Here is an 18,900-nt window from a genome sequence, read left to right on the forward strand (position 1 = left end):
GCGTACCGGGTCAATCCAATACGCCTTTTTAATGTAATTATAAGAGAGTTCATGTGCAAATGCAATCGCCTGAACGGCCCCATTTTCAGAGGGCTGACGTTGCATGATTTCAGCCCCGCATGCACAGCTTGACCACGCTGAGCGCCACAGAAGCTCGTTTCGTCCCGCCTTGACAGATTCCGGCCCGCCGGGTTATGATGGTAAGAACGAAATGCGACGAACGGGGGCATCTCCTCATGAAAAAGAAACGGCTTCTCTCCTACTGCCTGGCGCTGCTGCTGGTCCTCTCCGCCTGCGGCGGCAAGACCGCCGATGTGACGCCCGCCCCGCCGGAGCTGCCCAGACTGCCGCCCAGAACCGAGGCCCCCTCCCCCACGCCGACGCCCACATCAGAGCCCGAGCCGGAGTACACCGGCCCGCTCAACCCCCTCACCGGCCTGCCCATGGGCGAGGAGTGGGTGGGCAGGCGGCCGGTGGCCATTATGCTCAACAACCTGAAGGAGGCCCAGCCCCAGCTGGGCCAGAGCCAGGCGGACATCATCTACGAGGCCCTGGAGGAGGGCGGCATCACCCGGATGATGGGGGTCTACCAGTCCCTGGACGGCGTGGGGATGGTGGGCTCCATCCGCTCCGCCCGCACCTACTACCTGGAGCTGGCCCTGGCCCACGACGCGGTCTTTATCCACGCCGGCGGCAGCGACGAGCCCAAATACGAGGACGCCTACGGCAAAATCAAGGCCTGGGGCGTCACCAGCCTGGACGGCGTCCGCGGCCCCTATATGAGCAACTCCGTGGAGGGGAATCTCATGTGGCGGGACCCGGCCCGCAAGAAGAACAACGGATCGGTCCACAGCGTGGTCACCACCGGGGAGAAGATTCAGGAGGTCTTCGCCAACGCCTCCTTCCGCACGGAGCATGAGGACGGCTTTGTCTACGAGATGGCCTTCGCCGAGGACGGCACCCCTGCGGGCGGGGCGGCCGCCGGGGTCATCACCGTCCCCTTCTCCAACTACAAGACCGGGAAATTCACCTACGACGCCGGGACCGGGCTCTACATGATTGAGGAGTACGGCAAGCCCTACAAGGACGGCAGCACCGGCGAGCAGGTGGGCGTCACCAACGTGGTGGTGGTCAGGACCGGCCACCAGAACACCGGAGACTCCTACGGGCATATCAAGGTGGACCTGGACGGCACCGGCACCGGGTACTTCGCCTGCGGCGGAAAGGTCATCGACATCCTCTGGTCCAAGGAGCGGCCCGGCGGCCAGTTCCACTATACCGATTTGGACGGCAATCCCATCGTCTTCGGCCGGGGGAAGACCTATGTGAACATCGTCCCCACCGACGCCGAGATTGCCTTTGAGTAACGATTGCGAGGTGCGCCATGAGACGGCTGACCGGCCTGATGCTCTGCCTTCTGCTCCTGCTCTCCGCCTGCGGCACCGCCGGCCCGGTTCTCACACCTACGCCCAGCCCCGCTCCGGTCCCCCTCCCCTCCTTTGAGGACGTGCTGACCGATTCCAACGCCCGGCACGCCGACATGGTGGACCGCCACCTGGTGGAGGACCTCTCCCCCTATCTATGCGAATTCTCCGGAGGCGACCTGAAGGCGGCGGGCTTTACGGAGGAGGAGCTGGCCGCCCTGGTACAGTATGACGCGCTTTACAGCGCCCGCACCACCCTCACCGCCGAAGAGGCCGACCGGGACGTGGACTTGCTGTTCCGGCTCTTCCGCTACTGCTTCGCCCTGTACGAGTACTACGGGGGCCGTAAGGCCTTCGACGCGGCCCGCGCCGCCGTGGAAAAGGATTTGGCGGGACAGCGGTTTATTACAGCCGGGCGGCTGGAGGAGATTCTCTTCACCCGCCTCTCTTTCATTACCGACGGCCACTCCTCCCTGAACGGCCGGCCCTTCACACCGCGTCAACGCCTCTACTACAGCGAGGAGGCCGCCTTCCTGCCCGATGGCGCGGGCGGGTATGTGATCGACGGGGTCCTTCCCGTCCGGCTGACCGCCGTTAACGGCGGCACAGACCTGGAGCACTGGATCGTCCCCTCCATCTCGCCCGGGGGGCGGCTTGTATGGTACCCCGGCACCCTGGCGCCCTCCGGCGATCCGGCGGTGGAGGCGGTATATACCCTGGAGGACGGTGAGCTGAACCTCACCCTAGCCGAGGCCCAGCCCTACACGGGCTATGAACGCACGCCCGCCTTCTCCGCCTCCTGGGACGGCGTTCCCACAGTCACCATGCGGGATTTCACCGACGCGGACATCAGAAATCCGTTTATCGCGACCGGCGCGCCTCTGGCGGAGGAGCCGCTGGCCATTCTGGACCTGCGGGGCAACGGCGGCGGAATGCTGAGCACGGCTTCCGCGTGGCTCTACGCCTACGGCTGCGGCGGCCTGGCCCCCTTCTGCGGCGATATCGGCGTGTTCCTCTCCACCAGGGCCACATCCTACATCAAGGCCCACGACACGCCGCGGCGGCTGCCCTTTTTAAATTATCTCGGCACGCCGGAGCAGTACCATGATAAATTTATGACAGACTATCGGCGCAGGGGCAATTACTCCACCCTGCACCAGTCCGAGGCGGTGGAGCGGGCGGAAGGCGGCGGCCTGCTCTTCGTCCTCACCGATTCGGCGTCCATGTCCTGCGCCGAGCACCTGGCCGCGGCCCTCCACGGCCGGGAGAATACGATCTTTGTGGGCACCAATACCAAGGGCGCCCTCCTGGGAGATCCCGGCGTTTTAACGGTGCTGCCCCATTCCGGCATCCGGGTCCAGCTCAGCGTCTCCCTCTACCTCTATTACGACGGCGAGACCTTTGACGAGACCGTGGGCTTCCACCCCGACCTCTGGGTGGGCGGCGACAGCCTCGCGCGGGTGGAGGCCCTGATAAGCCACTATGAACTGCAGCAGGAATAAGGAGGGGTTTAAAAGCGGCCCCCCGCCGGCAGTGCCGGCGGGGGGCCGCTCTCTGCTTGTTTTCAAAAGCCGAACGCCCGGTCGTACTCCCAGTCGTCCGGCGCCTCGGTCTCGCCGTCCAGAATGTCCACGCCGGATGGCGCAAGGAGATACGCCTTACAGGCTACCTGCAGCATCCGCCCGTCCCGGGCGTAGGCCGAGCCGCTGAGGAAGTCCACGATCCGGCGGTTGGCCTCCGGAGGGACCTCCTCCAGGTCCAGCAGGACGGTGTACCCCTCGCAGAGGTAGTCGGCAATTCTGCCCGCCTCCACATAGCGGTCCGGGCGCACCAGCACCACCTTGCCCGCGCCGGAGTAGACTGGGGGAGAAGGCGAACGGGCCTCCTCACCCTCCGGCCCGCCGGTGAGGGCGTCATATTCATCCTCAATCGGCTCGCCCAAAACCAGGTCTTTCAGCTTGGTCCAGAGTCCCATTTCCATCCCTCCTGCCGCTCTTGGTCTTTTCATTATAGCGAAAGTGGTTCCGCTTTACAAGAGTATTTTGGTAAAAAACAGCCCGGGACGGGGAATTTCGGCAAATTCCACGTCCCGGGCCGCTTCTTTTCAGATACACCCTAGATATGCTTCACCGGGAACTGAAGCTCCGTCAGGTATTCCGCCGGGTCCTCCTTGTTCCAGCAGCCGTCGATATAGCACTCGCGGGCCGTATCAACGCACCGGTAGCCGTTCTGCTCCAGCCAGTTCATGGCGAAGGCATAGGCCTCGCCCAGTTTCTCGTAGCTGCCCCTGTGGTAGACGCACACCGCCTGGACGGCGGGCATGGTCTTGAACTTGATGGCGTCGGTCTCCCTGCCCACGGAGGTGACCGCCTGGGCGTACATCAGCCCCACGTCCTTCTCCTTGTACTCGTGGTCCACGTAGGAGACGAAGCTGTAGTCGGGCTGCGCGCATTTGAGGGTGGGATTGGCGGCGGCGCACTCCGCGCCGGCCTGGGTGACGAACTCGCTCAGGCTGGCGTAGCTGGGGATGACCCCCTCCTTGTAGAACACGATACAGCTGGGAATGTCCCTGATAACGGCCTGATACTCCATGAAAATATCCTCCTGGCGTAAAATAGATTCCAGGCGGGCGAGACGGCCCCGGGCCAGCGTGATTTCCCACCGCATCTCCTCCCGCCGCCGCTCCAGAACGGCGGCGCCGTCCTGTCCGGACAGGACGGCGGAGACCTCGTCGATGGACAATCCGGCCTGGCGCAGGGCGACGATGCGCTGGAGGGGCACGAGCTGCGCCGTGGTGTAGAGCCGGTAGCCGGTGTCCGGGTCCACCCGGGCGGGCTTGAGCAGCCCCACCTCGTCGTAGTACCGCAGCGCGGCCACCGTCACCTTTGACAGCTGTGAGAATGCCCCTATCCTGTGCATAGTTCCACGTCCTTTCCGCCTGGTGAGACCAGAATAGACCCTCGTGCAGCATGAGAGTCAAGGGGAATTTTCAAAAAAGTGCTTCTTTTATTCCACGGTCGCCCGCGCCGCCCGTTCCCCCCGCGCCGGGAAATTGCTCTTTCCCGTCACCTCGTCCAGGCTGAGCTTCCAAATGCCGGTCCGGGGCAGGCTGCGCCGGACCTCCCGCCCGAAAAGCTCCATATCCTCCGGGCAGTACTTGAGGCACAGGCGGCGCAGGGCCTCCACCATCTCCCCCTCCTCCGTCACCTCGCTGGCCCGGCCGAAGGCCACGGCGGACTCGTAGTAGGTGGTAAAGCGCCCTGCGGGCACCTGCGCGTCCCCCACAAAGGTCATGCACACCCGGGGCTCACCCCGCATGGCGTCCAGCTTACGGCCCTCCAGGGCGCAGTGGAAGTAAATATGGTCGTCCCACCGCACGGGAGAGAGGGGCACACAGTAGGGCGCGCCGTCCTCCCCCGTCACGGCCAGCACCATATGGGCCGATTTGTCAATGATGGAAAGGGCGAATTCCCGCGTCTTTTCCCGCTCTCTGCGTCTCATATCCAGTCCTCCTCCGCCGTTATGGACTCTATCATAAGTCATCCGGGCGGCGGACGCAAGCCCCTTGCGCGGGAAACGCACTCCCGACGCGGCGGAGCCGGGCCCTCCCTACGCCCGGATATGGACCAGCGCGGGCGGAACGCGCCGCACCACCCCGGAGGCAAAGCCGGCGTCCCTGACCCAGGGCTCCGCCTCCGCCCGCGTGAGCACTACCGGCATACGGTCGTGGACGCCGTCCATGCTCCCATTTGCCGCGGTGGTGAGTATGACGCATTTCTCCTGCCCGGCGAAGTCATTCCACAGCCCGGCCAGATAGAGGGCCCTGTCCCCCGGCAGATTGAAGCGGTACTTCCGCTTTTTCCCCTCCCCGTCCGCTCCCCACTCGAAAAAACCCGTGGTCGGCACAACGCAGCGCCGCTCCGCCAGCGATTTGCGGAACATGGGCCGCTCCCCCGCCGTCTCGCTCCGGGCGTTGATAATACTGCCCGGCTTGTCCCCGAACCGGGGGTAGCCCCACACCATGGGCCGGGGCGCCAGCCCGCCGGCAAATCCGGCCAGCACGGGCACGGCGTTGGTGGGGAAGATTTCCCCCGTCTTCACACGGTCCTGGACCTGCCGCACAATCCGCTCAATTTCCGCGCTCTCCGCCGGGTCCAGCTGATAGCGTCCGCACATAAAAATCACCTCTGCCTTAGATTTTGTCCGGTCAAAGCGCCGCCGCGCCCTTTGAGGACTGACTTCAGTATGCCGCGTCCTCCGGCAACTTACCAATACTTACTCGTAGATATTTTACCCGCCTGCGCCATATACTCTTACCAGAACATTTGTTTGGTGGTGTACTTATGGAGCGGGTCATCCTGCACTCGGATCTCAACAATTTTTATGCCTCAGCGGAGTGCCGGGACAACCCGGAGCTGCGCGGCAGGCCTGTGGCGGTCTGCGGCGACCCCGCGGCGCGGCACGGCATTGTCCTGGCCAAGTCCCAGGAGGCCAAGCGGTGCGGCGTGAAGACCGGGCAGGCCGTCTGGCAGGCCCGTGAGCGGTGCCGGGACCTCGTGGTCGTCCCGCCCCGCTACGACCGCTACCTGGAGCTCTCCGCGGCGGTCAGGGACATCTATATCTCCTATACCGACCGCGTGGAGCCCTTCGGGCTGGACGAGTGCTGGCTGGACGTGGGCGGCAGCGCCGGGCTCTTCGGACCGGGCAAGGCCATCGCGGACGACATCCGCGCCCGGATTCGGCGGGAGCTGGGCCTTACCGCTTCGGTGGGGGTGTCCTTCAACAAGGTCTTCGCCAAGCTGGGCAGCGACTATCGGAAGCCCGACGCCACCACCCTCATCACACAGGAGAATTACCGCTCCGTGGTGTGGGCGCTGCCGGTCTCCGACCTGCTCTACGTCGGTCCGGCCACCACCCGCAAGCTGAGCAGGTACGGGGTATACACCATCGGCCAGCTTGCGCAGTCCAGCCTGGAGTTTCTCCACACGCTCCTGGGCAAGGTCGGCGTGATGCTCTGGCAGTTCGCCAACGGGCAGGACGGCGCCGGGGTCGCCCCCTATTATGCCGTCCCGCCGGTCAAGACCATCGGCAACAGCACCACCGCCCCGCGGGACCTGGAGAGCGACGACGACGTTAAAATCACGCTGTACGCCCTGTGCGACAGCGTCGCCGCCCGGCTCCGGGAGCAGCGCAGCATGTGCAGCGCCGTCCAAATCGGCATCCGGGACACCGGCCTGCTGTGGTACGAGCGGCAGGCGCAGCTCCTGCGCCCGGCCTGCGACTCCACCAGCCTCTTCCAGGCCGCCTTCGCCCTGTTTGCAGGCAACCGCCCCCGGTACGCGGTGCGCAGCCTGTCCGTGCGCGCCCTCGGCCTCTCCCTGGCGGACGAGGCGCCCCAGCTCTCGTTTCTGCCGGAGGAGGCGAGGCGGCTCAGGCGCACCGACCTGGAGGAGGCCGTGGACCGCATCCGCGGCAAATACGGCTACGGGAGTCTCCGCCGGTGCATCATGCTCACCGATCCGGCCCTGGACCTGGACGCGAAGGGGACCAACATCGTGCATCCCATCGGCTTCCTCGGCACCATGGCCGAGAGCGCCCGGAGCCATTGACAGGCCCCGGGCGCCCCTTATTTCAGAAGGTCAGCGTGCTCCGGGTGCTCCCCGAACCACTTCACCGCATAGGAGCAGGTGGCACGGGCCTTCCGGCCCTCCGCGCGGAGCCGGCTCACGGCCTCCTCCATCAGGCGGCCCGCCACGCCCTGCCCCCTCAGCGAAGGGTCCACAAAGGTATGGTTGATGTCCGCCCTGCCGGCCGCCTCGGGGAACGTGACCTGCGCAAGCACGCTGCCGTCTTCCCCCAGTACATAGACCCGCCCTGTCTCGTGATGAAACTCCATTTTGCCGCTCCTCCCTGTGGCTGCGGTTTTCCGCGCCAAATTTATGTCCCTATGATAGCATATCCGTCTATATTATGGTAGTATAGTGGTCAGCCCATGCAGAAAGGACGCTTTGTCGTGAAGGAAATAAAAATACAGCGGCTTCCCGCCACCAGATCTCCCGCCCCGCAGAGCAGACCCCGGCAGACAAAGGACGGGGCGCCCATCGTGGAGCGCCTTGAGCAGTTGGCCCGTGAGCTCTATGAGTGGGGCAGGAGGCCCGACAGGACGCTCCCCGCACTGCCGGAGATCAGCTCCGAGGGTTTCTTGCGCCAGTATGCCTCCTCCTTTGATCTGCAGGACTACCGGCGGCGGCTTTACGACGTCATGCAGGCCATGTTCCCGCCCGCGCAGATGCTCTTTGTGGCCGATCCCGCCCGCTGCTTTGAATCCCGCTGCTCGGAGGTCATGATACGGCGCAAGCCGGTGGAGGAGCGCGTCTACTGGAAGCGGGAAATCGTGTCTGTGAAAAAAGGCGTCTGGCTCCCCGGCTACCGGGGCCCCATCGATACGGACGGCTGGCACGCCGACCCGCTCCGGCCTGTCTATGAGTACGAGCTTTCCGTCGCCACGGCCTATCTGTTTACGTCGGTGGCAAACGAGCTGAAGTACCCCGCCGCCCTCTTCTATGCCGCGCCCGGCTGGCCGCTGGCCATCCGGATACGATAATACCGTGGAGGGAGCGCCCGGGCATATGATAATAATGAAAGCCGCCCTGTTCACTGTCATTTCCCGCTCCCGGTCCCGTTTTGTGGGGGCTTTTCTCTTTTCCGGCCTCTATGATATGCGCTGAAGCGCCGCCGTGCAGACCCTCCCCGCACCAAACCCCGCCTCCTTCATAGAATGGCATGAGGGGTGTCGAGCCCTTCCCACGAAAACCCTTTACTACTCTTTTGGGAGGTATTGCAATGCCTGAAAAGGTCATGCCAGGCCCCGTGCAGGATAATGCCTGTATCCGTGAGGCCGTGTGCATTCACACCAAGAAGATTTTCGATTCGTGCCGCGAGGAAGATATAACGTCTTATAGGAAGAGCAGCCCAGGGCATGACCCCGGGCTGCTCTTATTTTTCTGGCACATACTCCATAATATCGCCGGGCTGGCACTGTAGATACTCGCAAAGGCTTTCCAAGGAGCGGGTATCCACATGCCCCTCCCCTTTGCGCATCTTCTCCAATGTAGCCACACCCACTACTTTATCCCGGCGTAGAGTGTACATCGTCATTTTTTTTGCCTCTAACATTGTAAACAGCTTATCATACCTCATTGGCACAATATCACATCCTTCTATTGATACTATATCAAAATATATGTACTATTTCTAGTGTAATCTTACGCAGAATTATACACTAAAGTTTGTACATAACATGCATTGATATGTACTAAAGCTAGTGTTATAATATAATTGTCAGGAGGGGAAACCCAATGACAACGGCACCTTGACAACCGAATATCCGGCACCGTATAATAACAACACGAGGTGATACGCATGACAAACGAAGAGAAGATTTTAGAAATGCTTGCATCTATGCAAAAGGATATTTCTAGCATAAAAGAGGACGTAACGGAACTGAAGGATGACGTAACGGAGCTAAAGGATGACGTAGCAGAACTAAAGGAGTACGCAACAGAAACCCGTGAGGGTGTGAACAAGGTAGCTGAGTGGGCAGACAATGCGGGTTTCCTCCTGAAAATTCCTTTTTCCAAGCCCGCGTCCGGGCAGTAACTACATAGCTTGACAGACGGTGCCGGATATCCGCTGCCGTCTGTTTTGTTTATCGAATAAAAGTGCCCCGGCCAGCTTGACGGAGCTGCCCGAGGCGAGCCGCCAGCAGAAGAACAACCAACCACCAGAGGCAAGGCCATTATAACACAGCCTAGCCTCCCACAACAAGGAGGAGCAATGAAACTTACCCGTGAACACGTAGCCCTGGTGATCTACGAGGAGCTGAAGGAGTGCGAGGCCATCAAGGACAGCCCCGGCCCGCACCCCTTTGGGCGGTACAGCATCAGGGACTTACATATCGCCGCCATCAATGAGCTGTGGGACCTCGCGCAGCTCCTGGGCGTGAGCAAGAGACTGCATGAGCTGAACGAGGACAGACCCGCCTGATGATAGACTGTTGGGTGCAGTCCGAAACCTCCTCAGATTGGAGCGGCAAAAGAATGGGCGCGTTCTCATCCCGGCGGACACCGATGTGAGACCCTTCCCCCGGAAGTGAAGCAGCGCCTTGCGGAACAACAACGCACCTACTTCGGCGCAAAGTTGAGCGCAAAAAGGATGCAGCCGATACCGATAAACCTAACGACGAATAAAGAGAGCTGGAGACCCGGAGTGATCCGGGTCTCCAGCTCTCTTTATGTCTTGCCCTCAGCCTTGCCGTTGCCGCTCTTCTCCTTCATGGCTTCCAGCATGTTTTTGAGGAAGGGCGGCAGGGGGACCCCCATCAGGCCCAGGTTCTCCAGGATGCTCAGTCCCTCGTTGGCGATGAAGAACAGGCACACCGCCACACGCACGTATGCGGCCCCCAGCAGCTTGTCCAGCCAAACGGCCACCAGCACCAGGGCCAGGATGCCCACCTTTCTCACCAGCCCCTTAAACCCGGCCCGGCTCTCCAGCGCTCCGCCCTCGCTCTTGGGGGATTTTTTGAACACGGCCGCCACCACCCAGCCGGTGGCGTAGTCCACGGCCATACATCCGATAAGTACCTGCAGCGTCACGTCCCAGCCTCCAAACAGGTTTGCAAGGACGCTGCCAATTGCGGCAAGTGTCACCAGCACCATATCCTTAATGTTGACAACGGTCTCCACGTCACACGCTCCTTTCCGGCGTCACGGGCCTATCGGCCATGTTGAACATCATCTGGAGCGTCACCAGGAGGTCGTCCGTCAGGTGGAGCCTGCCCGCGCCGTCGCCTCTGATAATGCCGGTCTCCACCGCCCGCCTCACAAGCCCCTGCGCCCACTTCGGCACCTCGTCCATATCCGTGTATACCCTGGGCTGCGCGGACCTCACGGCCTCGTCCACGAGGGCCTGCACCTCTTGCCTGGTCATTTCGCTTCCCTCCAATCGCTTTTTAAACGTCTCCCACGCCGCCCCGTCGTTGACGTAGGGCGCTGGGCAAATCTTGCCGGTTACGTCGTAATGGCGGAGCACATGGGCGGCGTCGATGCCGTGCCGGGCCATGATATCCCGGGCCAGCTCCACCGTCCTGTCCACGGTCTCCGGGTCAAAGTACCACTTCCCCGCCCCGTCCCGGTGGCAGCACATCTCAATGCCGATGCTGTTGGCGTTGCGGCAGTCGGGATGCCTGTACCTGCCGTCGCTGCGGCCGCAGTGGGAGGCCACGCAGTCCTCCGCCACGCTGGCCCACACGTCCGCGCCGTCCTCGGTGTGGCCGACAAAGTAGTGGGCGCTGGCCCCGATGCCCGGCGTGTTGTGGTAGTACCATGCGTTCTGTCGGGCGTCTCCCAGCGCTCCGACATAGTGGATCACCAGCCACCGGACCGGCTTCACCCGCCTGCCCTGATGGTTTCTGGGGTTGCAGGGGTAGTCCTTGCGTATCTCCATCACTGCTCCACCTCCTGGATAAATCCGGGGTATCCCTTGGCCTTCAGCTCGTCCCGCAGACGCTCCGCGTTGGCCTTGACGGAGAACGCCCCCACTTGGACCCTGTACAGGGTCTTGGGCTCCTCCCGCGTCTCCCTGGGAAACACCAGCAGCCACCCCCGGCAGATGCGTTTTTGGCTGGGCTGCACGTCCATCCCCGGCCCGAGGCTCCCCTGGCTGCTCCAGGAGCCGTCCCAACGCAGGATGTCCACGCACCCGGCCCCCAGCATGGCCGCCACGGCCTCCTCGCCGGTCAGGCCCGCGTCCCTGGAGGCCAGCAGGCACACCACCGAGCCGTCTCCCTTGACGCCCGTATACGTCACTCCGTTTCGGCTGTAGGCGGTCTTGTTGTTGAGCCGCCCGCCCAGATACGCCGCCTGGCCTGCCGCCGCATAGTCCCACTCGGCGTCCTCCTTCCAGCCGGTGGAGACCCGCCCGGCAGCGTCGATGCAAATGCCGGGGAAGTCGTATTTCTCGTAGACCCATTTGCCCCGGAGCATCACGCCGCCGTTCTGGTGGTCAAAGTACTTCACCCCGGCGCCGGGCTGAGCCGCCAGCGCGAAATACCACAGATTGATGATGGCACAGCACCCGGTCCGCTTCTTAATCTCCTGCCACGTCAGGCGGTCCACGTTATCAAAAAGCTCAAAGCGGTACTTGTCCTGGGGGTAGGTCGCTATCTTGTAATTGCTCATATGTATCTCACCTCACTCCCGCCGTGGCGGGTGGTTTTGCCGTAGTCGGGTCAGCCGATGGCAATATAGTCGTACACAAGGTCGCTCTGGTTGAGCTGCTGCGAATCTCCATCGGCATACCAGCTCAGGCCGTCAGACCTCCATGTGATGTTGGCCTTATAGAGAGTATTGCCTATGACCGCCGTCTTCCCCTTTGGTGTGCCGGACACCCACCCGAAGCCGCCGTAAGACTCCTCTGCCCGGCATGTTATAATCACCAGCTTAGGCGCAAAGCCAAGCGTCAAGGCATTGGGGTTGCTGGCCCCGTACTTTCCCGTCCCCGTATAGCTCCCGGCGGCTGTCTTCACGCCGCCGATTACCTGTTCTTCCGGGATATACAGCGGGGTTCCGTGCGCGTCCGTGATGAAGGTCGGCACTGACGCTGTAAAAGTATCGGGCAAAACAATACAGGGGCGGATGGTGTATGCGCCCGAACCGGTGCCCCGGCGTGCCTCTCCTGTCGTGCCGACAAGCAATATGCTTGTTGCTCCGGTGCTGCTATGGCAGTACGGGGAGCGGGTCTCCCAATTTTGAGCGGTACCGCTCATAAGCCCGATTCGTTTTTTGTTTGCTTCAGTTGTTTCTCCACTCAAAAAGTAGGCGAATTTGGCGCCCTCTGCGGGGAAGGTGGCGCCGTCAGAGGCCGATTTTGTCAACCCCAGCTCATACCCGGACGGGAGCCATACCTTTGCAGCCAATCCACTCTCCCCGGACGTAACCGCCGTTCCATTTCCGCTCCCCGCCCGGTAGGGTATCTTGACCTGCTTTATTGCAGCCTGAACATCAGCGTCCAGCTTCGCAATGAAGGTATTGTTGAGGTAAGTATGGATAGTGCTGTTGGCGTAGTCGTTTACGTCGGCACTGTGCCATTGGCGCTTTTCGTAGATATCCTTCATCAGCAAAACAGTACCGCCGGTAAAGGTGCTGGAGTAGATGCCGGAGGGCTTCCCGTGATGGACCACGATCCACTCTCTGGGCGCTCCGTCCACCTTGAGCACGATGGTCTCCCCCACCGCCACGCTCCCCAACGTGACCGGCGTCTTCTGCGCCAACACCATTTTCTCCAACACGGAGGGCGGCGCGGCCCGCTGGCCTACTAGCTGACCTCTAGCCATGCTGCACCTCCTTTTTGTCCACAATCCGGGTCCGGGCTACCCTGTAATAAGAGTGCCCCCCCCCGGTAATTTTTGATAATTCTCATTGCTTGCCCTCCTCTGTGGAGTTCTCCACAGCCGTGATTTCGTCCGCCTCGGCCCGGCTCAACCGCCCGGCCTCCACCAGCGCATTGATGCGCTCCGCGCCCCACAGCCTGGGGTAATATTTCTTCGCCAGCTCGTACACGCTCACAGGCTCACCCCCTGCAGCGCCGCCAGATAGTCGATATCCGCCCGGTTGCGCTCCTCCAGCGTGGGCTCCGGCTCCGGCAGCGGCTCCGGCGCGGGCCGCTCGGTGGGCGTCACCCCCACCAGCTTCCCGCCCTCAATGGTCAGGTCGCAGTATCCGCAGGTATCCCATGCCGCCGCCTCCAGATGGGCGGGGACCTCTATGTACCCCTCCAGCCAGCAGGCCCTCCGGCCGCTCTGCTGCTCAATCCGGTGCAGGCCGTTCCCAACTGAGTCAATCTGAATGATGGTCATATTACGCTAGCCTCCTGTCTTGATAGCTACATAGTTGTAAACGCTGGGGCTGCTATTGACTACAACATCCGACCGGGTAAAGGATTTAACTAAAAACCCATTGGCCGTGCAAGTGATATAGTCCTTGGCCGAGTCCTTGCCTGATGCGTAGTTTGCAGGACTCCCGGATACTGCAAGCCCGCCATAGTGCATAGAAAAGCCGGAGTTCTGGAAAGCCATGCTGCCATCTGCCATCACCAGCAGCACAATATCAGGCTGAAATCCAAGGTTAATCGTCCGTGTTTCCGCGTCGTCGCCCTGGTAGGAGCCGTACACAATCCTGCCCCGCAGGGCGGCGGGCGCGGGCATTCTCTGCCCGACGACAGTCCCTCTGCTCATCGTATCACCTCAATTCCAACACTCATCGCTGCGGACGGCTTGGCCGTCTGCTTGCAGTAGAATGTCACCTTGCCCGCCGCGCTGTCCACGTAGGGCTCCAGCGTGTCCCAGGCGTCCATCTGGGCCGCCGTGGTCCCCGTCAGCCGGGCCTTGGGCACGTCCGCAGCCAGCATCCAGCTCACCGTAACCGCCTGGCTCCAGTTCCCCGCGCTCCCCGTCCACCCGGTGGTGCTCAGCGTCCCCGTTGCCGTCTTCCGCTCCGCCTTGGCGCTCAGCGCAGTGGACAGCCCCGTCACATCCCCCGTTCCATGCGTGTGCGCTGTCGGCGTCATGCTGGCGGGGAAGTCGGTAATCTGGCTCCTGGTATGTGTGTGGCTCAGCGCGGCGTACACCGTGCCCAGCTTCGCCTTCATAGCCGTGATCAGGTTGGCAAAGGTGATCCGCTTGGTGGCGGAGCTGGCCGCCGAATCCAGCAGCGGCAGGGCGTCCGCGTCGGCCAGCGTGGTCTTCGCCGCCGCGCCGCTGAGCTTTGCCTCCTTTTCGTCGCTCAGCCCCTTCAGCGCGGCGTCGATGGCCGCCGCGTTGGCGTTGAGTATTTCAATATCCACGGTGTCGGTTCCGTCCGGCATATTGAGCTGATAGTTGGTCGTCTTTCTCATTTTCCGCTCCCCTCTAAAGGATTCTCAGCCGGTCCCATGTGCTGCTCCCCGCCTCGGTCCATGTGACGGCTGCCAGGTTGTCCCAGACGTTGTAAAGGTACTCGAAAGAAAACGCCAGGTGGGCGGGCTTGGCCTCCACCACGGCCTCCTCCAGCCCCTTGATGTTGGCGGGGACGCCCTTCACGCCCACGAACTTGATCACAAAGCGGTACTCCTCCGGGTAGACGATCACCTCCGCCTCGCCGTTGGCAAAGGCGGAGGCCACGTTGACCAGGGCCTGCCGCGTAGTGGTCCCGGCCCCCCGGAGCTTGGCCTTAACCCGCTCCCGGCGGAATGCGTAGGTCTTCCCGGCGTCGCTCTCCAGGCCAAAGGCCCGCTCCCAGTAGACGAGGCCCCATGTGGCGGTCTCCAGCGCAAGCTGCCTTGCAAAGCCGTCAAACCATGCCCGCAGCCGCCCGGCCTGCCAGCCCATCACGCCCTGGAGAGCCTGCATCTCCTCGCTCCCCCGCCACTGCGGTGGGATTCTGGACAGGAGGTCCACTGGCCGGGCGTCGTCGCCGCCGGGCCCGGCGTCGCTCAGGCCGTAGCCCGCAGCGCCATAGCGCCCTTCGCCGTACTTCATCAGCCGCCGCCCCCCTTTAGGGCGTCCCAGGTCAGGCCCCCGGTGGGGAGATAGCCGGTGTGGGTGTGCCCCGTGTCCGCCTTGCCGTCCAGCGCCCCGCTCAGCCCGGTCACGTTGGCCATGGTGTGCAGGTGGGAATTATCCTTGACGGCGGGGCTTGGATAGGTCCCCTCCAGATCCCCCCCGGCCGGGCCGGAGGGCGGCAGGCTGGACGGCACGCCGGGTATGGTGGGCTTGTCGCTCAGGTCGTTGTAGCTCCCGCTGAAGGCAACGGTCTTCAGGTCCGCGAACCATTTCATGACCTTCCCCAGGAGCACGGAGAGCTTTTCACCGCTCACCAGATTGGCCCGCGCCCCCGCCTGCGTGAAAGTGGGCGTTTGGTCGTTGGTGGCCACGTTTGGGACGCTCTCCAGCCCCACATCCGCCTTGGAGGGCGTCCAAGTGCTGGGCCTTGCCCCCACCTGTGCCGCCGTTACGCCGTGGGGGTTGCTCTTGCTCACGGCATGGGCAATGAGGTCGGCGTCCTTTGCCATCGGCACGTTTTCCGTCCCGGTGCCGAGGTACAGCTTTTTCTCATCGGTCACAAAGCCCGGCTCGCCCTCCGACAGGATGGGCAGCTTTGCCTTGGCCCCTCTTTTCAGTTGCAGCTTACGGCTCATAGGCCCTCCTTAAAACGTCCCGCCGTCGATATCGCCCACGCTCAGCACCCCGGAGGCCATGGCAAGCCCGGCCCCCACCTTCACGCCGCCCAGGACGCTGGCCGAAGCCGTGGGCAGGGTGTAAACCGTGTCCTGCCCCGGGATGCCCAAGGCCGTAATATCGGACTTTGCCACCGCCGTGGCCGCGCTCACATGCCCGGTAGCGTCCACCGTCACCTTGTAAAGCCCGGCGGTCTTGGCCGTGTAGGCGGGATGCACGTACTTGTTGTACAGAGCGTCAAAATAGGTCTTCAGCGCCGCTTTCAGCGTGGAGAATTTGACCTTCTTCGTGGCGCTCGACGCGGCGCTGTCCAGTGCCGCCAGCAGATCCGCGTCCGCCAGCGAGGTCTTCTCCGCAGCGTTTTTTAAGAGTGCCTCCTTGCCGGAAATTTGTGTCGTAATCGTCGCGGCAAAGTTCGGGTCGTTGCCCAGGGCGTCGGCCAGCTCCTTGAGGGTGTCCAGAGCCTCGGGTGCGGAAGCCACCAGGGCGGACACCTTGGCCGCCACCTGCGCCTCGGTCTGGTACGCGCTGTCGTTGGTGAGCTGGGACACCTTCGTGGGCAGCCCCGTCACTTTGCTGGCCGGAATGCTGGGCAGGTCCTCAATGGTCAGCGCCGCCCCCGCCGTCACCCGGCCCTTTGCATCAACGGTGAGCTTGGTGTAGGTCCCCGCCGTCAGCCCGCTCATGGTGGCCAGGGTCAGCACCAGCTCCACCGCCTGGGTGCCGTCAAAGGGAACCGCCGGGCTTGTGGCGTCTCCGCTGATCGAAAACTCCCGGGCATTCATCAGCTTCACCGCCTGGTCCGATGTGCCGCCCTTCGGGTTGATATGAACCTTGCCTGCCGTGGTTCCGATATAGACATTTCCAGTGTCCAGGGCTACGGCCATCTCGCCCTCGGATAGGACCAGATTCTCCACACCGACCTGAGCGCCTCGCTTAATTCGGATTCTTCCCGCCATGGTTTATTTCCCTCCTATGTTCCGTTTCCATCGATATCCAAATTTTGATGAGCCATTGGATTTGCCATGTGCTCCTCCAACGTCTGGGACGTGTCTGCTGCCGCCGAATAGTTCCCGTCCACCAGCATCCACGGGTGGGCCGTCCGGGAGGTCTCGTGCAGCGTCAGGGCATCCGCGTCGTCAAACGTCCCGAAGTCGATATCGCCGGACACCACCTCCGCCGGTAGCTGCTCCACGGGCACCGTCCCGCCCACCAGGTCGGCCTTGCGCTTCAGCGCTCCGTCCAGTGCCAGCCGGTCGGCCTCGGCCTCCGCCGCCAGGCCCTCCAGGTCCCCCTGGAGCTGGTTGATATCATCGGCCTCCACCACGTCGCCGGTGGTCTCGTAGCTGAGATAGAGCACATCCGCCGCCGCGAAGACCCGCAGCCACAGCTTCCACTCGGCCCCGTCCCGGATTTCGGTGGTGTAGTTGAGCACCTTCTCCCCCTGCCGCCCCGGCAGGGTGTAGATTTCAATGGTGGCCGGGTCCACGTTGTCGTGCCCCGGCCAGCCCTCCCAGCGCCCGCCGGAGAGGGTCAGCGCCTCGTCGGCAATCACGTAGGGGGTATCCCTGCGGTTGAGCTTGGCGGTGTACCTCACAGCGCCACCTCCACCCTGCCCAGCCTTGGGAGCTGCCCCACGGCGAGCTGAAGGTTCCCTTCAGAGCCGTTCATGGTCAGCGCGCCGAAGTCCAGCACCCCGGGAATGCTCAGCAGCTCCATGGCCACGGCGTTGTGCCGCAGGGTGTAGGTGTCCCCGGCGTAGTCGATCTGCGTCACGCCCGCGCCGCAGTGGGCGGCGTACCAGCGGTAATGCTGCGCCACGCTGCTCTCGGCCTGGGCGCGGAAGTAGGCCCCCAGGGCGGCGGTCAGGGCGCTCTGGACCTGGGCCAGGGTGGCGGAGGCGTCCAGCAGCAGCCCGGAGACGGAGACGGCGATCTCCACCGCCTCCATGCCCGCCACGGTGACGGCGGGCCCGATGGGCATTTCCTCCCGGATGTGGGCCTCCACGGCCTCCAGAATGGCCCCTGCGGCCTCTCCCAGGTCCTTGTCGGAGACCAGCACCCTGACGCTCCCCGGCCCGGCCCACAGGGGCAGGACCTTGCACAGCCCCACCCCGTCCACCTCCCTGGCCCACTGGTCGTAGTGGTAGACGTTGCCGGAGGTGGGGGGCTTCCTGCGGCGCTCGTAATACCGCGCCACCAGCTCCGCGTCGGTCTCGGCGTCGGTGCCGCCCCGGGCGGCACCGGCGGCAAAGCCGTCCAGCCCCAGGGGGTTGACGTACATCCGGCAGATGGCCCCGGCCTCCACGTTGTAGGCGCTCCCCACCTCTGCGGCCTCCAGCTCTCCCACGGCCGCGCCGTCCTCCCCGATGGCCACGGCCTCCGTCAGCTCAAATTCCAGTCCCCCGGCGGTGAGAAAGACCGTCCCGGCGGCGAGGGCGGTCCCCGCCCGGCCGGTCAGGGTGATCTCCGCCCGGGCCCTGGTGCCCGCCTTCCGGGTCATTCCGATGCTCCCGCTCTGGAGGTCGATATATCCCCCGGAGGTCTCGTCGATGTAAAAGGCCGGAATAAAGGCGTCCAGCGTCCGCAGCATCTCCCAGTACTGCACGGCCAGCGCCCCCCAGGTCACGTCCAGGAAGCTCCCCTCCCTGGCGGACAGCTTGGGGTAGTGCTCCGCCACGTAGTCCAATATCTCTTTCTTGACCGTCTCGACGGTCAGGTCTTCAAACATCGAAGCTCACCTCCCCGTATATCGTCTCCAGCTTCAGATCCATGGAGAATCTGCCGCCGCTGAAGGCGGTCCCCGATACCCGCACCCCCGTGATGTAGGGGCTTACCATCAGGGCCTCCCGGACGTAGCGCTCCGCCTCGGCCAGCTTGGTGTCCTCGCCGTAGGGCTGGCCGGTGAGGGCGGCCAGGGAGCACCCGTAATCGGGGCTGAACTGCTCCCAGCGGTAGCGGGCGGTCCCCACGGCGTTGACCGCCCAGGTCAGCACGGCCTCCAGCCCCTCGGCAAACACCGGCTCGCCGTCCTGCCAGCGGGGCGCGTTCCGCTCCCGGTCCCAGGCAATATCCCGGTACAGGGGCAGGCTCCGCCGGGCGTCCTCCGCCGGGCCGGGGGCGATGGGAAAGAGCTCCTTAACCACGCCGCAACCCCCTCCCGTCCCTGTCACGCTCCGTCACGCTCGCGGGCGGGCCGCCTTCC

The 18,900-nt window shown here is 63.4% G+C and carries 26 protein-coding genes; 6 read left to right on the plus strand and 20 right to left on the minus strand.

Annotated features, from left to right (window positions below):
* The first annotated feature begins 236 nt into the window (after positions 1-236).
* Together H8S62_RS03355 and H8S62_RS03360 are read left to right on the plus strand one after the other, a co-directional pair.
* Positions 237-1,367 carry a DUF3048 domain-containing protein gene (locus H8S62_RS03355; RefSeq protein ID WP_186918448.1) on the plus strand — a complete coding sequence of 377 codons (1,131 nt, stop codon included), beginning with the start codon at positions 237-239 and terminating at the stop codon, positions 1,365-1,367.
* 17 nt (positions 1,368-1,384) lie between these two features.
* Positions 1,385-2,926 (plus strand): S41 family peptidase, encoded by a 1,542-nt coding sequence (locus H8S62_RS03360; protein ID WP_186918449.1) that lies wholly within the window; start codon positions 1,385-1,387, stop codon positions 2,924-2,926.
* 62 nt (positions 2,927-2,988) lie between these two features.
* On the opposite strand, the gene H8S62_RS03365 is transcribed toward H8S62_RS03360, so the two are convergent.
* From H8S62_RS03365 to H8S62_RS03380, 4 genes are all read right to left on the minus strand, one after another.
* Complete coding sequence (locus H8S62_RS03365) at positions 2,989-3,399, minus strand: cell division protein SepF (RefSeq protein ID WP_173023457.1); 411 nt, start codon at positions 3,397-3,399, stop codon at positions 2,989-2,991.
* Between the two features lie 140 nt (positions 3,400-3,539).
* Positions 3,540-4,343 carry a MerR family transcriptional regulator gene (locus tag H8S62_RS03370; protein WP_186918450.1) on the minus strand — a complete coding sequence of 268 codons (804 nt, stop codon included), beginning with the start codon at positions 4,341-4,343 and terminating at the stop codon, positions 3,540-3,542.
* A gap of 87 nt (positions 4,344-4,430) precedes the next feature.
* Positions 4,431-4,925 carry a pyridoxamine 5'-phosphate oxidase family protein gene (locus tag H8S62_RS03375; protein ID WP_186918451.1) on the minus strand — a complete coding sequence of 165 codons (495 nt, stop codon included), beginning with the start codon at positions 4,923-4,925 and terminating at the stop codon, positions 4,431-4,433.
* 108 nt (positions 4,926-5,033) lie between these two features.
* Positions 5,034-5,600 carry an SOS response-associated peptidase gene (locus tag H8S62_RS03380; protein ID WP_186918452.1) on the minus strand — a complete coding sequence of 189 codons (567 nt, stop codon included), beginning with the start codon at positions 5,598-5,600 and terminating at the stop codon, positions 5,034-5,036.
* A 167-nt stretch (positions 5,601-5,767) separates the two neighbouring features.
* On the opposite strand from H8S62_RS03380, the gene H8S62_RS03385 reads away from it, so the two are divergent.
* Positions 5,768-7,033, plus strand: a complete 1,266-nt coding sequence (locus tag H8S62_RS03385) for a DNA polymerase Y family protein (protein ID WP_186918453.1) — start codon at positions 5,768-5,770, stop codon at positions 7,031-7,033.
* 17 nt (positions 7,034-7,050) lie between these two features.
* Here H8S62_RS03385 and H8S62_RS03390 read toward each other — a convergent pair whose 3' ends face one another.
* Positions 7,051-7,320, minus strand: a complete 270-nt coding sequence (locus H8S62_RS03390) for a GNAT family N-acetyltransferase (RefSeq protein ID WP_155149357.1) — start codon at positions 7,318-7,320, stop codon at positions 7,051-7,053.
* Positions 7,321-7,437: 117 nt separating this feature from the next.
* Between H8S62_RS03390 and H8S62_RS03395 the strand changes: the two genes are divergently transcribed.
* Entirely contained in the window at positions 7,438-8,028 is a 591-nt protein-coding gene (locus H8S62_RS03395) for a hypothetical protein (RefSeq protein ID WP_155149356.1), read from the plus strand.
* A 392-nt stretch (positions 8,029-8,420) separates the two neighbouring features.
* Here H8S62_RS03395 and H8S62_RS03400 read toward each other — a convergent pair whose 3' ends face one another.
* Complete coding sequence (locus H8S62_RS03400; protein ID WP_207723444.1) at positions 8,421-8,624, minus strand: helix-turn-helix domain-containing protein; 204 nt, start codon at positions 8,622-8,624, stop codon at positions 8,421-8,423.
* 222 nt (positions 8,625-8,846) lie between these two features.
* Here H8S62_RS03400 and H8S62_RS03405 point away from each other — a divergent pair, with 222 nt between their 5' ends.
* On the plus strand, positions 8,847-9,083 hold the full coding sequence (locus H8S62_RS03405) for a hypothetical protein (RefSeq protein ID WP_186918455.1): 237 nt from the start codon (positions 8,847-8,849) through the stop codon (positions 9,081-9,083).
* Positions 9,084-9,260: 177 nt separating this feature from the next.
* Positions 9,261-9,470, plus strand: a complete 210-nt coding sequence (locus H8S62_RS03410; RefSeq protein ID WP_186918456.1) for a hypothetical protein — start codon at positions 9,261-9,263, stop codon at positions 9,468-9,470.
* Between the two features lie 245 nt (positions 9,471-9,715).
* On the opposite strand, the gene H8S62_RS03415 is transcribed toward H8S62_RS03410, so the two are convergent.
* The 14 genes from H8S62_RS03415 to H8S62_RS03480 all read right to left on the minus strand — a co-directional run bounded on the left by H8S62_RS03415 (position 9,716) and on the right by H8S62_RS03480 (position 18,841).
* Complete coding sequence (locus H8S62_RS03415) at positions 9,716-10,168, minus strand: phage holin family protein (RefSeq protein WP_341481007.1); 453 nt, start codon at positions 10,166-10,168, stop codon at positions 9,716-9,718.
* Between the two features lies 1 nt (position 10,169).
* Entirely contained in the window at positions 10,170-10,928 is a 759-nt protein-coding gene (locus H8S62_RS03420; RefSeq protein WP_243255322.1) for a peptidoglycan recognition protein family protein, read from the minus strand.
* Positions 10,928-11,662, minus strand: a complete 735-nt coding sequence (locus tag H8S62_RS17780) for an SPOR domain-containing protein (RefSeq protein WP_207723445.1) — start codon at positions 11,660-11,662, stop codon at positions 10,928-10,930. The genes H8S62_RS03420 and H8S62_RS17780 overlap by 1 nt, the downstream gene beginning before the upstream one ends.
* A gap of 50 nt (positions 11,663-11,712) precedes the next feature.
* Positions 11,713-12,816 carry a DUF6273 domain-containing protein gene (locus H8S62_RS03430; RefSeq protein ID WP_186918458.1) on the minus strand — a complete coding sequence of 368 codons (1,104 nt, stop codon included), beginning with the start codon at positions 12,814-12,816 and terminating at the stop codon, positions 11,713-11,715.
* An 82-nt stretch (positions 12,817-12,898) separates the two neighbouring features.
* Complete coding sequence (locus H8S62_RS03435; RefSeq protein WP_186918459.1) at positions 12,899-13,048, minus strand: XkdX family protein; 150 nt, start codon at positions 13,046-13,048, stop codon at positions 12,899-12,901.
* Positions 13,045-13,338: a toxin-antitoxin system toxin subunit gene (locus H8S62_RS03440; RefSeq protein ID WP_186918460.1), complete on the minus strand. Its 294-nt coding sequence runs from the start codon at positions 13,336-13,338 to the stop codon at positions 13,045-13,047. Before H8S62_RS03440 ends, H8S62_RS03435 begins: the two co-directional genes overlap by 4 nt.
* A gap of 6 nt (positions 13,339-13,344) precedes the next feature.
* On the minus strand, positions 13,345-13,653 hold the full coding sequence (locus tag H8S62_RS03445; protein ID WP_186918461.1) for a hypothetical protein: 309 nt from the start codon (positions 13,651-13,653) through the stop codon (positions 13,345-13,347).
* 59 nt (positions 13,654-13,712) lie between these two features.
* Entirely contained in the window at positions 13,713-14,375 is a 663-nt protein-coding gene (locus H8S62_RS03450) for a hypothetical protein (protein ID WP_186918462.1), read from the minus strand.
* Between the two features lie 13 nt (positions 14,376-14,388).
* Positions 14,389-14,997 (minus strand): putative phage tail protein, encoded by a 609-nt coding sequence (locus H8S62_RS03455; protein WP_186918463.1) that lies wholly within the window; start codon positions 14,995-14,997, stop codon positions 14,389-14,391.
* Positions 14,997-15,656, minus strand: coding sequence for a hyaluronate lyase N-terminal domain-containing protein (locus tag H8S62_RS03460; RefSeq protein ID WP_186918614.1), 660 nt, complete (start codon positions 15,654-15,656; stop codon positions 14,997-14,999). Before H8S62_RS03460 ends, H8S62_RS03455 begins: the two co-directional genes overlap by 1 nt.
* A 9-nt stretch (positions 15,657-15,665) precedes the next feature.
* The gene (locus tag H8S62_RS03465; RefSeq protein ID WP_186918464.1) at positions 15,666-16,655 is read right to left on the minus strand and encodes a hyaluronate lyase N-terminal domain-containing protein; all 990 of its coding nucleotides are present in this window, start codon (positions 16,653-16,655) and stop codon (positions 15,666-15,668) included.
* 14 nt (positions 16,656-16,669) lie between these two features.
* Positions 16,670-17,293, minus strand: a complete 624-nt coding sequence (locus tag H8S62_RS03470) for a hypothetical protein (protein ID WP_186918465.1) — start codon at positions 17,291-17,293, stop codon at positions 16,670-16,672.
* Positions 17,290-18,426: a baseplate J/gp47 family protein gene (locus tag H8S62_RS03475; protein ID WP_186918466.1), complete on the minus strand. Its 1,137-nt coding sequence runs from the start codon at positions 18,424-18,426 to the stop codon at positions 17,290-17,292. Before H8S62_RS03475 ends, H8S62_RS03470 begins: the two co-directional genes overlap by 4 nt.
* On the minus strand, positions 18,419-18,841 hold the full coding sequence (locus H8S62_RS03480; RefSeq protein ID WP_186918467.1) for a contractile injection system sheath initiator: 423 nt from the start codon (positions 18,839-18,841) through the stop codon (positions 18,419-18,421). Before H8S62_RS03480 ends, H8S62_RS03475 begins: the two co-directional genes overlap by 8 nt.
* Positions 18,842-18,900: the final 59 nt, after the last annotated feature.

Origin of the sequence: Lawsonibacter faecis (assembly GCF_014287675.1) — a bacterium.
GTDB classification, from domain to species: domain Bacteria; phylum Bacillota; class Clostridia; order Oscillospirales; family Oscillospiraceae; genus Pseudoflavonifractor; species Pseudoflavonifractor faecis.